General features: G+C 63.3%; 11 protein-coding genes and 1 tRNA gene. 5 read left to right on the top strand and 7 right to left on the bottom strand.

What is annotated here, in order from left to right:
* Nucleotides 1-14 precede the first annotated feature (14 nt).
* Nucleotides 15-1,658, bottom strand: a complete 1,644-nt coding sequence (locus OWC48_RS11895) for an Eco57I restriction-modification methylase domain-containing protein (RefSeq protein ID WP_282520156.1) — start codon at nt 1,656-1,658, stop codon at nt 15-17.
* A gap of 661 nt (nt 1,659-2,319) precedes the next feature.
* Nucleotides 2,320-2,409 (bottom strand) — tRNA-Ser (locus OWC48_RS11890).
* A 196-nt stretch (nt 2,410-2,605) separates the two neighbouring features.
* On the opposite strand from OWC48_RS11890, the gene OWC48_RS11885 reads away from it, so the two are divergent.
* Nucleotides 2,606-2,947 carry a hypothetical protein gene (locus tag OWC48_RS11885; RefSeq protein WP_282520155.1) on the top strand — a complete coding sequence of 114 codons (342 nt, stop codon included), beginning with the start codon at nt 2,606-2,608 and terminating at the stop codon, nt 2,945-2,947.
* A gap of 179 nt (nt 2,948-3,126) precedes the next feature.
* Here the strand turns inward: OWC48_RS11885 and OWC48_RS11880 are convergent, their stop codons facing one another.
* The 3 genes from OWC48_RS11880 to OWC48_RS11870 form a co-directional block, all read right to left on the bottom strand.
* Nucleotides 3,127-4,590 carry a trehalose-6-phosphate synthase gene (locus tag OWC48_RS11880; RefSeq protein WP_282520154.1) on the bottom strand — a complete coding sequence of 488 codons (1,464 nt, stop codon included), beginning with the start codon at nt 4,588-4,590 and terminating at the stop codon, nt 3,127-3,129.
* A 237-nt stretch (nt 4,591-4,827) separates the two neighbouring features.
* Nucleotides 4,828-5,649, bottom strand: coding sequence for a trehalose-phosphatase (otsB, locus tag OWC48_RS11875; RefSeq protein ID WP_282520153.1), 822 nt, complete (start codon nt 5,647-5,649; stop codon nt 4,828-4,830).
* Nucleotides 5,650-5,652: 3 nt separating this feature from the next.
* Nucleotides 5,653-7,140 carry an MFS transporter gene (locus tag OWC48_RS11870; protein WP_282520152.1) on the bottom strand — a complete coding sequence of 496 codons (1,488 nt, stop codon included), beginning with the start codon at nt 7,138-7,140 and terminating at the stop codon, nt 5,653-5,655.
* 182 nt (nt 7,141-7,322) lie between these two features.
* Between OWC48_RS11870 and OWC48_RS11865 the strand changes: the two genes are divergently transcribed.
* On the top strand, nt 7,323-7,694 hold the full coding sequence (locus OWC48_RS11865; protein ID WP_282520151.1) for a DUF3175 domain-containing protein: 372 nt from the start codon (nt 7,323-7,325) through the stop codon (nt 7,692-7,694).
* A gap of 18 nt (nt 7,695-7,712) precedes the next feature.
* On the opposite strand, the gene OWC48_RS11860 is transcribed toward OWC48_RS11865, so the two are convergent.
* Together OWC48_RS11860 and OWC48_RS11855 are read right to left on the bottom strand one after the other, a co-directional pair.
* Nucleotides 7,713-9,746 (bottom strand): methyl-accepting chemotaxis protein, encoded by a 2,034-nt coding sequence (locus OWC48_RS11860; protein WP_282520150.1) that lies wholly within the window; start codon nt 9,744-9,746, stop codon nt 7,713-7,715.
* Nucleotides 9,747-10,044: 298 nt separating this feature from the next.
* Nucleotides 10,045-12,084: a methyl-accepting chemotaxis protein gene (locus OWC48_RS11855; RefSeq protein ID WP_282520149.1), complete on the bottom strand. Its 2,040-nt coding sequence runs from the start codon at nt 12,082-12,084 to the stop codon at nt 10,045-10,047.
* 351 nt (nt 12,085-12,435) lie between these two features.
* On the opposite strand from OWC48_RS11855, the gene OWC48_RS11850 reads away from it, so the two are divergent.
* The 3 genes from OWC48_RS11850 (at nt 12,436) to OWC48_RS11840 (ending at nt 16,162) form a co-directional block, all read left to right on the top strand.
* Nucleotides 12,436-12,921, top strand: coding sequence for a (2Fe-2S)-binding protein (locus OWC48_RS11850; RefSeq protein ID WP_247314747.1), 486 nt, complete (start codon nt 12,436-12,438; stop codon nt 12,919-12,921).
* Nucleotides 12,922-13,005: 84 nt separating this feature from the next.
* Nucleotides 13,006-15,348, top strand: coding sequence for a xanthine dehydrogenase family protein molybdopterin-binding subunit (locus OWC48_RS11845; RefSeq protein ID WP_282520148.1), 2,343 nt, complete (start codon nt 13,006-13,008; stop codon nt 15,346-15,348).
* 13 nt (nt 15,349-15,361) lie between these two features.
* Nucleotides 15,362-16,162 (top strand): xanthine dehydrogenase family protein subunit M, encoded by an 801-nt coding sequence (locus tag OWC48_RS11840; protein WP_282520147.1) that lies wholly within the window; start codon nt 15,362-15,364, stop codon nt 16,160-16,162.
* Nucleotides 16,163-16,226: the final 64 nt, after the last annotated feature.

Here is a 16,226-nt window from a genome sequence, read left to right as displayed (position 1 = left end):
CCATTCGAAGCTCCCTACCGTCGAGGCCGATTTGAGCAAAAAGCGTTCCAATCGCGAGCTACGTGGTTTTCAAGCAGGCTCGCTTCGCATTCGTACAGTCCGGCGATCAAATTCAGGAGCGCGCGTCCGTCCTTTTCCTTGCGCGCAAGCTTGAATTGTTTCTTCCAGTCAGAGGTCAGCTCGGTCCACCTCGGTATATGGACGGCCGCGATCTGATTTTTTTGAAATCGGTGAAATCCAGCCTTCGCCCCGGTAGACAAGCTGGCGACGAACAGGCCGAGGACTCCCGCGGAAAGAAACGTCAACAGATCAGCCAATGGCCACTGGTCGCTCTTGATCTGATAGACGCCGCTACCCGCGCAATAGCCAGCGGTATCAATACCGATCACGGGTTCCGCCGATACGTCGACAACCAGTAATTTTGGGAAGGCGTACCAATCTGGGTGAAGAACGTCGATCGTGCGCCACCAAATTTTCGATTGGCTGGCTTTCGCCCGCGACTGGAGGCTTTTCTTGTTTTTCCGCAGGTACGCCGCCATCCGTGGAAACTTCGAAAGCTTCACGACTTTCGCGTCTTTGTCGAACACGTTCACAACCTGTGTACCTGCCCAACGCACTTTGCCGTTATGGATCGAACTTGCATTCACGAATGGCAGCAAACGAGACCGCTCGATACCGAGGTCTTCCGCATCACCCAGGAACACACTGTTGCAACCGGTCGCGGAGCCCACGCGGATGGTGCAGCCTGCATCTTCCAACTTCGGGAAACGTCGGCGGGCCGCCTCGACCGCTCTCTGCGCCGCGGAATCGCGCGTGAGAAGAAGAGGCAAAGCGGAGGGCGAGAAAGTCCTGATGATCACATTGCCCGATCTTTCGATCTTATCGGAGCCGATTACAGACGAGATCTTCGTCGGACCCGCAGCATCTTTTTGAAACACGAAGAAATGCGGATACGCATCGGCCGAGGTCTCGAAACTATCGACATCGCTGAAGTCGATGATCGTCTTTAACTGCCCCTGCGACGTAAACGATTCTCGGACGGCATTGCCGTAGACGTTTCGGGTCCAAGTTCCGGGGCACAGAAAAGCGAGTTGACCGTGCGGAGCGAGCAGCCCGAGCGCATGCTCGATGAATGCAACGTAGAGATCGGCCCTTTGCTTAAACGATTTGAACCGCGTCTTGTAAACGTCGCGGAGCGCGACCGGGATCGCGTCCCAGCGAATGTAGGGGGGGTTGGAAACAACGTGCGTAAATCGCTTTCGCGGCCGCGTCTCGAGAAAGTCCTCGTTCTTGACCCATGCTTGCGCAATCGCCTTCGCGCTCGCGCGGGGGACGCCCAGCTCCTCAAGGTTTGCAACGCACCGAGTGCGAAGGATCGTGGCAACCTCGCGATCCACCTCGTAAGCGCAGATAACAGTCTTCAGGAGATCGAACGTTTTCCTCTGCGCGCGGCACGCTTCAACCAACCGCGGCAGCAAAGGCAAGAAAAACGCACCTTGGCCGGCTGCTGGATCAAGCAATCGCAGCGTGAGGATATTCTCGGGAAAAGCCACGTGGCTCAGACATACTTCCGCAACTTTGTCGCGCGTAAAGAACTGGCATAGGTCAGCTTGCCACGGCCTTTCAGCCTCAAGCTGAGCCTCAAGCTTCCCCTCCATCCACACGCCCCCCGAGCCTTCCTGCCGAAGCAGTTGGCTAAGATTTATTTCTCGCGGAAGTTGCCTCCGCAAGCAACTGAAATCTGGCCCAGCAAGCCATCTTCGGTATTCACTGCGTTCATCACGCGGCAATCCCGGGCACAGCTTCCATTCTTTGTGCCGTCAGGCGGCAGAACGGGCCCGGACAGAGTGCCATGGTTGGGCGGCAGTCACGATCGCACAGGTCTCCGCCCAATTTTCGGAATCCGGCCGGAGATTTCCTGCTGTTCCGCCCCGCCGATTATGAAACCCGGAACCTGGAGACTAAGGCCCATGCGCGAGAAGCCCATATTTCGGTGCCGGCGAGATTCAGGTTGTAAAACGTCGTCAACTGGAGACTGCGTGGTTGGGGAAGCAGGTATCGAACTCACACATCCCTGATTTTCGCGGTCGGTTGAGCGAGAGAGATTCAAACCGCGACCAAAATAAGCCCTTTGTTTTCCAGGACATCCCGTACCGGACCGATTTTGCTTGTTCTAAGATTCGGAGAAAATTCGGTTCTCCAGACCTATCCGGCACTAGGTTGGATGGGTGAGCGGACTTCTCCCTCGGCAAAAAAGCAGGAAAACGGCCGCATTTCTGGCCTCTCTCCAGATCGAAGTACGAGATCATTTTGGTGGGATGGCGGAGAGAGTGGGATTCGAACCCACGGTACGGTTTCCCGCACACACGCTTTCCAAGCGTGCGCCTTAAGCCACTCGGCCATCTCTCCGGAGCGCCCTCTCTTGAAGGGGCGCCGGTGATTTTGCAAGAGATCGCGGGGAAATCGGGTGAAATTTCCGTAAGATATTGTATTCAAAAGAGAATATCTGACTTCGATTGCCGCCTCGGAACCCCTTGCTGACTGAACCTGAGGTAGGTTTGGCGCGACGATTCACAACAGACCGCCAAACACGACCGGGGACGCCATGACCATCCGCAAGACCATCGCCGCCTTTGGCCTGATTTCGGCTCTTGGCTCCGCCTTCGCCGGGCCGGCCTTAGCGCAGGTCTGTACCCGCCAGGGCGTCGACGTGAGCTGCGACGACGGGCGACGCGGGATGCTGTCGGGCGATGCCATCATCTGGCCGGACGGGACGCGCTCGAGCTCGACACCGCATCAGAGCGTGATCATCGGCAACAAGAGCTCGGTGCATGTCGGACCCGGCGTGTTCGTCGGCCAGGGCAAGGGCATGGTGCCGCTGGACGATCCCAACGCGCCGAACAAGCGGCAATGCGCGATTTTGGATGGCGTGTCGTATTGTTATTGAGGGCGCTCGTTTTTCACCTCGCCCCGCTTGCGGGGAGAGGTCGGATCGTCCCCGGCGATGCGAAGCATCGTCCGGCGCGATCCGGGTGAGGGGGTACAGGTTCGTCGACAATCGCGTGCGTGGAGAGAGCCCCTCACCCCGACCCTCTCCCCGTAAGAACGGGGCGAGGGAGAAGAGAATTAAATCAGCCGCACACCTGATATCGCCGACTTCAGCCAGCGCAGTGCCTGTGGCGACTGGGTCTCGAGCGGTGTGACGACGACCTTCTCGGTCCGGCACTTCTCCAGCTCGGCGACGAAGTCGGCGGACCATTGCTGGATGGTGTGGCCGCGCAGCTTCTTCATCATCGCGTCCCAGCGCATCTTGCGCTCGGCGAGCGGCATTGCGGCCGCGACCGCGATCGCGCGCGCCATGCCGTCGATGTCGTGCGGATTGACCAGCAGCGCCGTTTCGAGCTCGTTGGCGGCGCCGGCGAACTTCGACAGTACCAGCACGCCGGGATCGGCCGGGTTCTGCGCAGCGACATATTCCTTGGCGACGAGGTTCATGCCGTCATGCAGCGGCGTCACCACGCCGATCTGCGCGGTGCGGTAGAGACCGGCGAGCACGGCCTGGCTGAAGCCCTTGTTGAGGTAGCGTATCGGCGTCCAGTCGACCTCGCCGTGGCGGCCGTTGACGTCGGTGACGAGACGCGCGACCTCGTTCTGGAGATTGCCATAGGCCTCGATCGCGCCGCGCGAGGGGTTGGCGATCTGGAGCAGCGAGATGCTGCGCGCGAACTGCGGATGCTCGGTCCAGAGCCGGTCGAACGCGCTGATGCGATTGACGAGACCCTTGGAATAGTCGAGCCGGTCGACGCCTATCGCGAGCCGCTCGCCGTTGAGACTGCGGCGCAGCCGCGACACGTCGGGATGCGAGGCCGACTTCGCAGCGTAAGCCGCGAACTTCTCCGCATCGATGCCGATCGGAAAGACTTCGCAACGCGTACGGCCATGCTGCGAGATCGCAACGCCGTCTTCGACGGCGAGGCCGAGCTCGCCCGCAACATAGCCGAGAAAATTCTGGCAATCCTCATTGGTCTGGAAGCCGAGCAGATCGTAGGCCAGCATCGCCGTGATCAGCTCGCGATGGTTGGGCACGCCCTGCATCACCGCGACGACCGGCCACGGCGTGTGCAGGAAGAAGCCGATCGGATCATCGACACCGAGATCGCGCAGCTCCGCGCCGAGCGCGAGGAAATGATAATCCTGCACCCAGAAAGCCGTCTTCGCTTTCCGGAAGCGCATCAAGGCGCGCGCCATGAAGGCGTTGACCTCGCGATAGCTGACATAGTCGTCGCGCGAGACGCGGATCAGATCGCTGCGCGAATGTAGCGCCGGCCACAGGGCCGAATTGGCAAAACCTTCGTAATAGCCGCCGTAATGCGCCGCCGGCAGATCCAGCGTCGCAATCGCGCCCGAGCCCAGCGCTTCGATCTCGGCGAACGGTTCCTTCTGATGGCCGTCACGCACGCGGCCTGACGAACCCACCCAGATAGCACCCGAATGTTCCACCACGGGAAGCAATGCCGCAGCCAAGCCACCCGTCATGGGTTCGTTGGGTTTGCCGCGCGCAACTCGATTTGAAACGACGACTAAGTTCACAGGTCGTCCCCTCCTGTTCATTCCACCCCGTTTAACTGCCGTTCATCAATATGGTTCCTGATCATCATTTGTACGAATTGAAACCAAAATCAGGCGCGTGCGTTGGAACCAGTTTTCCTCGAGGGAACCCGGCGGTTTCACTCAACAAAGGCGATTTTCGCGGCTGTGTTGCCCAGCGTGAATTGCGCGCGCACGCGAACGACGCGAGCGACAATGTGGCCCCGAGGTGTCGGTGCCTTATTCCAACCTTGTATCGTCGAGCAGACGCGCGAGGAACGCACGGACATCCTTCGGCTCATCGAAATGGCCGTTGACGCCGATGGCGCGGCGGCCAACGGAGAAGGAGAGGCCGTTCATGTCGGGCATGATCGCGAACACGGTCTCATCGGTAACGTCGTCGCCGATGAAGATCGGACGGCGCCCTTTGAAAGGCTCATGCTTCATCAATTCGCGCACGCCGGTCGCCTTGGTGAAGCCGGAATGCTTGATCTCGCAAACGAACTTGCCGGGCAGCACCTCGATCGGCGCATTAGGGAGATCGGCGCGGATCAGCGAGACGGATTCGTAGATCGCCTTCTCCGCATGTGGCGCGAGGCGATAATGCAGCGCCAGCGAATAGCCCTTGTCCTCGAGCAGAATGCCGGGGCTGAGTTTTGCAATCGCAGCCAGGCGCCGCTTCAGCTCCTTGTCCATCGGCGGCGCATGCACATCGTCCGCTTCATTGTCCACCGACAGGCGCATTTCCGCGCCGTGACCGGCGACCGCGCGAAACACGTCGGGTGCGAAGATCAGGTCGATGTCGTTGAGCGAGCGGCCGCTGACCATCGCCAACGCGCCGGAGGTGCGCTCCGTCAGCCGGATCAGCGTTTCCGAAAGGCCCGGCGGCACCCAGACCTCGCGCGGCGTCGGCATCAGGTCGAGCAGCGTGCCGTCGATGTCGAGCAGGATCGCAGTCTCGCCCAGATGCGGCACGAGTGCATGCGGCACCGGCACCGCGTCGGGCGCTTCATCGTCGAGCATGACGGGCTTCTGATCCAATTCAGCGAGTTCCGATTTCATAGTCTACTCCATAAAGGCAAGTGGCCGCGCGATTTCTTCGAGCGATTTTCGTTCCGCGGCGACGGCGTAGCGCCACGCCACGAACGCAGCCGCGATCATCAGGAAGGCCCCCAGCAAATAGCCCGCGAACACGCTGGTGCGTGAACCCGTGTCGATCAGCGCGCCGAACAGCGCGGGCCCGATCACGCCGCCGATGCCGGTGCCGACCGCGTAGAACACCGCAATCGCCAGCGCGCGCACTTCCAGAGGGAACGTCTCGCTGACGGTCAGGTAAGCCGCGCTCGCGGCGGGCGAGGCAAAGAAGAAGATCACCATCCAGGCAATGGTCTGCCCCTGCGCGCTCAGCGCGCCGATCGAGAACAGATAGCCCGAGAGCGCCAGCAGCACGCCCGATACGCCGTAGGTGAACGTGATCATGACGCGGCGGCCGAGCGTATCGAACAGGCGGCCGAGCAGCAGCGGCCCGAGGAAGTTGCCCGCGGCGAACGGCAGGAGATACCAGCCGACATGTTCGGCGCTGATACTGTAGAAGTCGGTCAACACCAGCGCGAAGGTGAAGAAGATCGCATTGTAGAAGAACGCCTGCGCGACCATCAGCACGAGGCCAACCATCGAGCGCTGGCGATAGACGGAGAACAACGTGTGCACGACCTCCCTGATCGGCGTGTGGTCGCGCATCTTCAGTCGGATTTTCGCGAAGCGGCCGTCGCTCGCATCCTGGTCATGCCCGATGACGGAGCGCTCGATCTCGTCCACGATGGCGTGGGCCTGGTCGGGCCGGCCGTGGACCATCAGCCAGCGCGGGCTCTCCGGAATCCACATCCGCATCAGCAGCACGACAAGGCCAAGGGTCGCGCCGATGAGATAGGCGAGGCGCCAGCCGAGATCAGGACCGATCAATGCGGGATCGAGCAGCACGATGGCCGCCACCGCGCCCATCGCCGCGCCGATCCAGAAACTGCCGTTGATGACGAGATCGGTCCAGCCGCGATAACGCGCCGGCACCAGTTCCTGGATCGTCGAGTTGATCGCAGTGTATTCGCCGCCGATGCCGGCGCCGGTGAGAAAGCGAAACAGCGCGTAGCTCGCGACATTCCACGACAAGGCGGTCGCGGCGGTTGCGGAGAGATAAAGCGCCAGTGTGATGAAGAACAGCTTCTTGCGGCCGATGCGATCGGTGAGCCAGCCGAAGCCGAGCGCGCCGAGCACCGCACCGGCAAGATAGGCGGAATTGGCGATACCGAGATCGAGATTGGAGAATTGCAGCGACGGACTCTGCTTCAGCGCGCCGGAGAGCGCGCCGGCCAGCGTCACCTCGAGCCCGTCGAGGATCCAGGTGATTCCGAGCGCCAGCACGACGCGGGTGTGAAAGCCGCTCCACGGCAGCGCGTCGAGCCGCGCGGGAATGCTGGTCTCGACGATGCGGTCGGCCGCGGCCGCCGCAGAGACAGCAGGTCCGTAATTCAGCGCTGGGCTTTGCTGCAATTCCATCGCGTTGCTGGGTCTAACCAATGGAAGCGGCCCCGGCTCACATGGTGTGGACTGGGGCGATCCGATCATCGGGGTGCGGCATTCCGCCTGCCACCTGCGACAACGCCTGCGGCAATGGCAGGTTCCCGCAGGAACGGCCCTTGGGGTCGTCCGTTTCCGATGGAGCCGCAGGGAGTTGGCGCATGGCTCACGTCAGAAAGACGACACATTCTCGAAAGACGGGCGTGCAGAAGACCAGTACGAGGCGCAGCACGACCGCGCGCAAGAGCACGAGGCGCGCCTCGCCAAAGCGCTGGTCGCAGCGCGTGACGAAGGAGAGCGATGCACTCGACCTCAAGCGGGGCGTGTTCAAACTGACCAGCGCAAAGAAGATCGCGATCTCGCTGAAGCGCTCGGCCGAGCACAGCACGCGCCGCAAGTCAGGCGCCTACCGCTCGGCGCTCTCGATGCTGACCTTCTACATCAACCGCGCCGGCAGGACCCTGCCCAAGACACAACGCGCGCGGCTGGAGCGCGCGAAGGTCGAGTTGAGGCGGGCGTTCGGGAGGGAGTGAGACTCGTCGGTCTGAGCCCTACGCCGCCCGGATATTGCCCATGAAGCGATCGAGCTCGGCGCGGAGGCGGGTGCTTTCCGACGACAGCGTCTTGGCCGAGTTCAGCACCTCTTCCGAGGCCGAGCCGGTTTCGGCGGCGCCGCGGTTGACCTGGCCGATGTCGGTGGCCGCGGTCTGGGTGCCCTGTGCAACGGTCTGGACGCTGCGCGCGATTTCCTGAGTCGCGGCGCCCTGCTGCTCGACGGCGCTCGCAATCGACGTCGAGATCGACGAGATCTGGCCGATGGTCGCGCCGATCTCCTTGATCGCCGCGACCGATTCGGCCGTCGCGCCCTGCATCCCGGTAATGTGGGAGGAGATTTCGTCGGTCGCCTTCGCCGTCTGACTCGCCAGCGACTTCACTTCACTGGCGACCACTGCGAAGCCGCGGCCGGCCTCACCCGCGCGTGCCGCCTCGATGGTGGCGTTGAGCGCAAGAAGATTGGTCTGCTCGGCGATCGCCGTGATCAGCTTGACGACTTCGCCGATCTGCTGGGCAGCGTGCGAGAGCTTGCCGATGCGGCTGTCGGTTTCCTTCGCCTGCACCACAGCAGCTTCCGCGATGCGGCTGGAATCGCGCACCTGGCGGCCGATCTCCTCGACCGAGGCCGAGAGCTCTTCGGTGGCGGTTGCAACCGACTGCATGTTGCTGGAGGCCTGCTCGGAGACACCGGCGACCTGGCTTGAGAGGCTCTGCGTGGTCTCGGCGGTGCGCGTCAGGGTGGAGGCCGCCGATTCCAGCTGCACGGCCGAGGCCGAGACGTTGGAGACGATGGCGCCGACGGCGCTCTCGAAATCGTCGGCAAAGCGAATCAGCTCGGAGCGGCGGCTGGCGGCCTGCTCGCGGTTCTGGGCTTCGCTCGCGGCGGCGTCGCGCTCGGCTTTCGCGACAGCCTGAACCTTGAATTCCTCGACTGCACCGGCCATCTCGCCGATCTCGTCCTTGCGCCCCAGACCCGGCAACACGACGTCGAAATTGCCGGACGCAAGCTCGCGCATCGCCTTGCACATCGCGATCATCGGACGCGAGATGCCGTTGCCGAGCATCAGGGCCAGCACGGCGCCAATGGCGAGGCCGCCGAGCGCCATCATCAGCATCAGCCGTTCGGTCTCGGTGATGGTGGAGTTGGCGCTCGCTTCGATGCGCTGCTGATCCGAGGTCAGATCGGACCGCAGCTCAGCCGAGAGCTTGAGAATGCCCGTCGCCGTCTTGGTCATCTCACCGTTCAACTTGACGATGATCTTCACGTTCTCGGTCAGCTTCGAGAAAGAGGTGCGGTACTGCTTCAGCAGATTGCCGATTTCGGTGACGCGGTCGGTGATCTTCTGGTCGTTGGCATAGATCGAGACCAGCAGCGTCTCCAGGAATTTGATGCGGGCGATCACGCCGTCGGCGGTCTTCGGCTCCGGCTTGGCGACGAAGGCGCTGACCGAGGTGGAGACCGCGAGATATTGCGAGGTGACGTCCTTGGCGGTGGTCTGAACCGAGTTCAGGCCTGCCAGCGCGGCCGTATCCGCGAGATCGTCGAACTTGAAGCGGATCTTGTTGCCGACGCTGTTGAGCTCGTCGGCGGCGATCTTGTTGTTCTCGCGCGTCAGCGTGATGATCTCACCGAATACCTTCGTAAATCGCTGGAATTCGGTCTCGAGCTTGCCGACCTGCTCGCGGCGCGCCGCGCCGGTGGTCGCGGCCATCGACTTGGCGATCGCGCCCTTCAGATTCTCTTCGGCCCCCTTGGCCGCGGTCTCGTCATCGGCCGCACCCGTCAGCGTATAGGCCCGCGCCAGTCCCTGATAGCTGATCAGGTCGCGATCGACGGTCCGCGCGAGGTCTGCTTCCGACACGCTGGCCCGGTAGGATGCCACGGCGGCCTGGATCCGCTCGAAGCCAAAATAGGCGAAGGCCATGCTGACGGCGAGGATGGCCAGCACCGCCACGAAGCCGAGGATGATTTTTGCGCGAAAACGCAAGGTGAGCAGCTTCGATGTGTTCGGCGTCGACTTGACGGGCATTCCCCACCCCATTCCATTCGCGGAAAACCAGGCACAGCCCGGAAGCAGCCCGCTTCCTGACTCGTGAGCACGGTAAGGGGCAAAGGATAAGCCGCGGTAAATTTATGGCGTCGCAACTTGCGGTTAGGTGACGCGGCCGAGCCTGTCGTCCCCGCGAAACGCCGGGACCCATCGCCACAGGAAGATGGTTGGCGAAGCCAGCTCGCTCCATGACCCCTCCCTGGGGTTATGGAGCCCCGCTTTCGCGGGGACGACAGCCGAGGGTGACGCGACAGCGAGGGCTTCCGGCCTGGCGACCTTACGCTGCCCGAATATTCCCCATGAACCGGTCGAGCTCGGCGCGCAGGCGGGTGCTTTCGCTGGACAGGGTTTGGGCCGAATTCAGGACCTCCTCCGAGGCCGAGCCGGTTTCGGCGGCGCCACGGTTGACCTGGCCGATGTCGGTGGCGGCGGTCTGGGTGCCCTGCGCGACGGTCTGGACGCTGCGCGCGATTTCCTGCGTCGCTGCGCCCTGCTCTTCCACGGCGCTTGCGATCGAGGTCGAGATCGACGAGATCTTGCCGATGGTGGCGCCGATCTCCTTGATCGCGGCGACCGACTCGGCCGTCGCACCCTGCATGCCCGCGATGTGCGAGGAAATCTCGTCGGTGGCCTTCGCGGTCTGGCTGGCCAGCGATTTCACTTCGCTGGCGACCACGGCGAAGCCGCGGCCGGCGTCGCCGGCGCGCGCCGCCTCGATGGTGGCGTTGAGCGCCAGAAGGTTGGTCTGCTCGGCGATCGCGGTGATCAGCTTGACCACTTCGCCGATCTGCTGGGCGGCGTGCGACAGCTTGCCGATCCGGCCGTCGGTCTCCTTGGCCTGGACCACGGCAGCTTCGGCGATGCGGCTGGAATCGCGGACCTGGCGGCCGATCTCCTCGACGGAGGCCGAAAGCTCTTCGGTGGCGGTTGCGACCGACTGCATGTTGCTCGAGGCCTGCTCGGACACGCCGGCGACCTGGCTCGACAGGGTCTGTGTGGTTTCAGCGGTTCGGGTCAGCGTGGAGGCCGCCGCTTCGAGCTGCACGGCGGAGGCCGACACGTTCGACACGATGGCACCGACCGCGCTTTCAAAGTCATCGGCGAAGCGAATCAGCTCGGAACGGCGTGCGGTGGCCAGTTCCTTGTTCTGGGCTTCGCTGGCGGCGGCGTCGCGCTCGGCCTTGGCCACGGCCTGAACCTTGAATTCCTCGACCGCGCCGGCCATCTCACCGATCTCGTCCTTGCGGCCGAGACCCGGCAGCACGACGTCGAAATTGCCCGATGCGAGCTCGCGCATCGCCTTGCACATCGCAATCATCGGACGCGAGATGCCGGTGCCGAGCAGGAAGGCGAGGATCGCACCGAGCACCGTGCCGCCGACGGCCAGCATCAGCACCAATTGCTCGGTCCGCCCGATGGTCGCTTCCGACTCCGAATCCAGCCGCTGCTGTTCGGCGACGAGGTCCGCCTTCATGGCGGTGGCGCCTTGCAGGATCGCGCCGGCCGAACCGCTCATCTCGGTGACGAGCTCATCCACCATCTTGGCATTCGCGATCAGCTTCTCCAGCGCTTCGCGATAGGCCACGAGGATGGTCTTGGCGTCCTTCAGGCCGGCGACGATCTTGTCGTCCATGGAATAGACCGCGCCGAGCGAATTCTCGACGAATTTCAGCCGCGCCAGCGCGCTGGTCGCGACCGCCTGGTCGGAGGTCAGCACGAAATTGGTGGCTGCGGCGCTCGCGGTCTGGAACTGGGCGTTGACCTGCTTGGTGCCGAACTCGATCGACTGCGCCTCGGAATCGGAGGCATTGTTGCCGATATCGTCGAGCTTGTATTTCAGGAGATTGGCTTGGCGCGTCAGCTGGTTCTGCACCAGCAGCGCGCTATCGCGCTTGGCCTGGAGGACCTTTGCGAAGGTTGCGGAGAAGTTGGAGAATTCCTTGGCGAGCTTGTTGAGGGCCTCCTGCCGCGCCAGCTTCTGGGCACTCTTGACCGCCTGATCGATGGCGTTCTTCAGGCCGGTCTCGGCGTCCAGCGCCGCCTTGGCGTCGTCCTCCTTGCCGGTGACGACGAAATATCTGACGGCCGAGCGGTAGGCGAGCAGCTCGCGGTCGATGTTGCGGGCGAGATCGGCCTCGGTGACGCTGCTGCGGTAGGACCCGACCCCGGACGAGACCCGCTCGAAGCCGAAATAAGAGAAAGCCATGCTGCCGGCGGAGATCACCAGCACTGCGGCGAAGCCGAGGATGATCTTGGCGCGGAACCGGAGGGTCGGAAATATTGTACGCTTCGACGGCGACGCGATACGCCCGGACATTCCAACCCCCATTTTCTATTCAGCCGTGATCCGGAGGCGCCCCGCCCCCGGACCCGGATGCGCAAAACTAGGGCACAATGGATAAAGGGCGGTAAATTCGGCAGGCTGGTGCAATCCGAGGCTTTGTCGGCCAAAAGCCGACCGGATGGGATGACCGCTGGCATCCCACATGGGCCGACCATTTTGCGGCGGTCGACCCGCTTGGCCCGCCCAAGTCATTCCAAGTCATTGCCCGCTCGTCAGGATCGATGACTTTTCCATGACCGGCGTGACCAAAATCCTAGTTGCAAAGTCCGGGGGCGGCGGTCTCTAATTAGAAACAATCAAAATCAATCCGGGGAGGTATGTTCCGTGTCTACAGTCAAACTGACGGTGAACGGCAAGGCCGTTGCCGTCGACGTCGAGGACCGCACGCTGCTGGTCCAGCTCCTGCGCGATCACCTCAACCTCACCGGGACCCATGTCGGCTGCGATACCAGCCAGTGCGGCGCTTGCGTCGTACACGTGGACGGCCGGGCGGTGAAATCCTGCACCATGCTGGCGGGCCAGGCCGACGGCGCCAGCGTCACCACCATCGAAGGCATCGCCAAGGGCGACGAGCTGCACCCGATGCAGGCCGCCTTCCGCGACAATCACGGCCTGCAATGCGGCTATTGCACGCCGGGCATGATCATGTCGGCGATCGACATCGTGCACCGCCATGGTGGTGAGCTCGACGAGCCCACGGTCCGCCACGAGCTCGAAGGCAATATCTGCCGCTGCACCGGCTACCACAACATCGTCAAGGCCGTGCTGGATGCAGCCGGGCGCATGAAGGTCTCGCAGGCGGCCGAGTAAAGCGGCGCGCCTCGAATAAAGAACCACCGCTGCTGCTTTCGAGGGAAAGCGCAGTCAAGACAATTCCGGTCGGGAGGACCAGACATGGGTGTTGAAGGCATTGGCGCGCGCGTCGTGCGCAAGGAAGACAAGCGTTTCATTACCGGCAAGGGCCGTTACGTCGACGACATCAAATTGCAGGGCATGACCCATGCCCATTTCATCAGAAGCCCGCATGCGCACGCCAAGGTGAAGAAGATCGATTCGTCCGCCGCGCTGAAGATGCCGGGCGTGGTCGCAGTGCTCACCGGACAAGAGATCGTCGACGACAAGGTCGGCAATCTCATCTGCGGCTGGGCCATCACCTCCAAGGACGGCAGCCCGATGAAGATGGGCGCATGGCCCGCCATGGCGCCGGAAACCGTGCGCTTCGTCGGCCAGGCCGTCGCAGTCGTGATCGCCGACAGCAAGAACCTGGCCCGCGACGCCGCCGAAGCCGTGGTCGTGGATTATGAAGAGCTGCCCGCGGTCGCCGATATCCACGCCGCGATCAAGGGCGGCGCGCCTCAGCTTCATCCCGAAGCCCCCGGCAACCAGGTCTATGACTGGGTGATCGGCGACGAGGGCGCGACGGATGCCGCCTTCGCCAAGGCCGCCAATGTGGTCAAGCTCGACGTCACCAACAACCGCCTCGCCCCGAATGCGATGGAGCCGCGCGCGGCGATCGCGGACTACGACGCGGCGGAAGAGCACTTCACTTTATATACGACCTCGCAGAACCCGCACGTCGCCCGCCTGGTGCTGTCGGCGTTCTACAACATCGCCCCCGAGCACAAGCTGCGCGTGATCGCCCCCGACGTCGGCGGCGGCTTCGGCTCAAAAATCTTCATCTATCCCGAGGAGATGGTGGCGCTGTGGGCCTCGAAGAAGGTCGGCCGCCCGGTAAAATGGACCGGCGACCGCACCGAGGCCTTCCTCACCGATGCGCATGGGCGCGACCACGTCACCCATGCCGAGATGGCGTTCGATGCCAACAACAAGATCACCGGGTTGAAGGTGAAGACCTACGCCAATTTCGGCGCCTACATGTCGCTGTTCTCCTCGTCGGTGCCGACCTATCTCTACGCGACGCTGCTGTCGGGCCAGTACAATATCCCGGCGATCCATGCCGAGGTGGTCGGGGTCTACACCAACACCACGCCGGTCGACGCCTATCGCGGCGCGGGCCGCCCCGAGGCGAGCTATTTGATCGAACGGCTGATGGAGACGGCCGCGCGGCAATTGAAGGTCGATCCGGCTCAGCTGCGCCGGACCAACTTCATCACCCAGTTCCCGCACCAGACGCCTGTCATCATGGCCTACGACACCGGTGACTTTAACGCCTCGCTCGACGCGGCGATGAAGGCGATCGACTATGCCGGCTTCGCAGCCCGCAAGGCCAAGGCGAAGGCGGACGGCAAGCTGCGCGGCATCGGCGTGTCCTGCTACATCGAGGCCTGCGGCATCGCGCCGTCGAAGGCCGTCGGCAGCCTCGGCGCCGGCGTCGGCTTATGGGAATCCGCCGAAGTGCGGGTCAACCCGGTCGGCACCATCGAGATCCTGACGGGCTCGCACAGCCACGGCCAGGGTCATGAGACGACGTTCTGCCAGCTCGTCGCGGAGCGCTTGGGCGTTCCCATCAGCCAGGTCTCGATCGTCCATGGCGACACCGACAAGGTGCAGTTCGGCATGGGCACCTACGGCTCGCGCTCCGCGGCCGTCGGTCTCACCGCGATCCTGAAGGCCATGGAGAAGATGGAATCCAAGGCCAAGAAGATCGCAGCGCATGCGCTCGAAGCGTCCGAGGGCGACATCGTCATCGAGAACGGCGAGTTCAAGGTGGCCGGTACCGACAAGGCGATCGCCTTCCCGATGGTCGCGCTCGCGGCCTACACCGCGCACAATCTGCCTGACGGGATGGAGCCGGGCCTGAAGGAAAGCGCCTTCTACGACCCCTCCAACTTCACCTTCCCGGCCGGCGCCTATATCTGCGAGCTCGAGGTCGATCCCGGCACCGGCAAGACCTCCTTCGTCAACTTCGTCGCGGCCGACGATTTCGGCCGGCTGATCAACCCGATGATCGTCGAGGGACAGGTCCATGGCGGCCTTGCCCAGGGCATCGGGCAGGCGCTGCTGGAGCACGCCATCTACGATGCCAACGGTCAGCCCGTCACGGCCTCGTTCATGGACTACTCCATGCCGCGCGCCGACGACCTGCCCTCGTTCAACCTCTCCCACACCACGACGCTGTGCCCGGGCAATCCCCTGGGCATCAAGGGCTGCGGTGAGGCCGGCGCGATCGGCGCCTCTGCGGCCGTGATCAACGCGATCACGGATGCGATCGGCAAGAACAATTTGGAAATGCCCGCAACCCCGGACCGGGTGTGGCGCACGATCCACGCGGCCTGAGAGGAGCAACAAGATGTACCAGACCACTTATCATCGCCCCTCCTCGGTCGACGAGGCCGTCGCCCTGTTCGGCAAGAGCAGCGAGGCGAAATTCCTCGCCGGCGGCCAGACCTTGCTGCCGGTCATGAAGCAGCGCCTCGCCGCACCGTCAGACGTGATCGACCTCGGCAAGATCAAGGAGCTGCAGGGCGTCGAGCTCTCGGGCGACGTGCTGACCATCAAGGCCGGCACGACCTATTTCGACATCATGCAGAATGCCGATGTGAAGAAGGCGATCCCCGCGATCGCCTATCTCACCTCGGTGCTCGGCGATCCCGCCGTGCGTTATCGCGGCACGATCGGCGGCTCGATCGCCAACAACGATCCCGCCGCGGATTATCCGGCCGCGCTGCTCGCGCTCGGCGCCACCGTCAAGACCAACAAGCGGTCGATCTCGGCCGAGGACTTCTTCCAGGGCCTGTTCACGACGGCGCTGGAAGACGGCGAGATCATCACCGCGGTGTCGTTCCCGGTGCCGGCGAAGGCGGGCTACGAAAAAATGCGGCACCCGGCCTCACGCTTCGCGCTGACCGCCGTGTTCGTCGCGCAGACGAAGTCGGGCGAGATCCGTGTTGCCGCCACCGGCGCCTCGCAGAGCGGCGTGATGCGGGTGGGAGCGATCGAAGCCGCGCTGAAGGCGAACTGGTCGCCGTCGGCGCTCGACAATGTCAGCATTCCGGCGAGCGGATTGCTGGCCGATATCCACGGCACGGCGGAATACCGCGCCAACCTCGTCAAGGTGATGGCGCAGCGCGCGGTGGCCGCCGCAGGCTGATCGAGTCGATAAAGCGCGACAGCGCGTCGCGCCTTAGCGCCTCAACACAAATCTTCCGCGGCGC

This window comes from Bradyrhizobium sp. Arg816 (genome assembly GCF_029989365.1).
GTDB lineage: Bacteria > Pseudomonadota > Alphaproteobacteria > Rhizobiales > Xanthobacteraceae > Bradyrhizobium.
Note: the sequence above shows the minus strand (reverse complement) of the source record. Positions and strands in the feature narration are given on the sequence as shown.

Bases quoted from the DNA above. Each gene is read 5' to 3' on its own strand.
- OWC48_RS11870 (WP_282520152.1), bottom strand. From the start codon at position 7,140: ATGGAATTGCAGCAAAGCCCAGCGCTGAATTACGGACCTGCTGTCTCT.
- OWC48_RS11845 (WP_282520148.1), top strand. From the start codon at position 13,006: ATGGGTGTTGAAGGCATTGGCGCGCGCGTCGTGCGCAAGGAAGACAAG.
- OWC48_RS11855 (WP_282520149.1), bottom strand. From the start codon at position 12,084: ATGTCCGGGCGTATCGCGTCGCCGTCGAAGCGTACAATATTTCCGACC.
- OWC48_RS11885 (WP_282520155.1), top strand. From the start codon at position 2,606: ATGACCATCCGCAAGACCATCGCCGCCTTTGGCCTGATTTCGGCTCTT.
- OWC48_RS11840 (WP_282520147.1), top strand. From the start codon at position 15,362: ATGTACCAGACCACTTATCATCGCCCCTCCTCGGTCGACGAGGCCGTC.
- OWC48_RS11865 (WP_282520151.1), top strand. From the start codon at position 7,323: ATGGCTCACGTCAGAAAGACGACACATTCTCGAAAGACGGGCGTGCAG.
- OWC48_RS11860 (WP_282520150.1), bottom strand. From the start codon at position 9,746: ATGCCCGTCAAGTCGACGCCGAACACATCGAAGCTGCTCACCTTGCGT.
- otsB (WP_282520153.1), bottom strand. From the start codon at position 5,649: ATGAAATCGGAACTCGCTGAATTGGATCAGAAGCCCGTCATGCTCGAC.
- OWC48_RS11895 (WP_282520156.1), bottom strand. From the start codon at position 1,658: ATGGAGGGGAAGCTTGAGGCTCAGCTTGAGGCTGAAAGGCCGTGGCAA.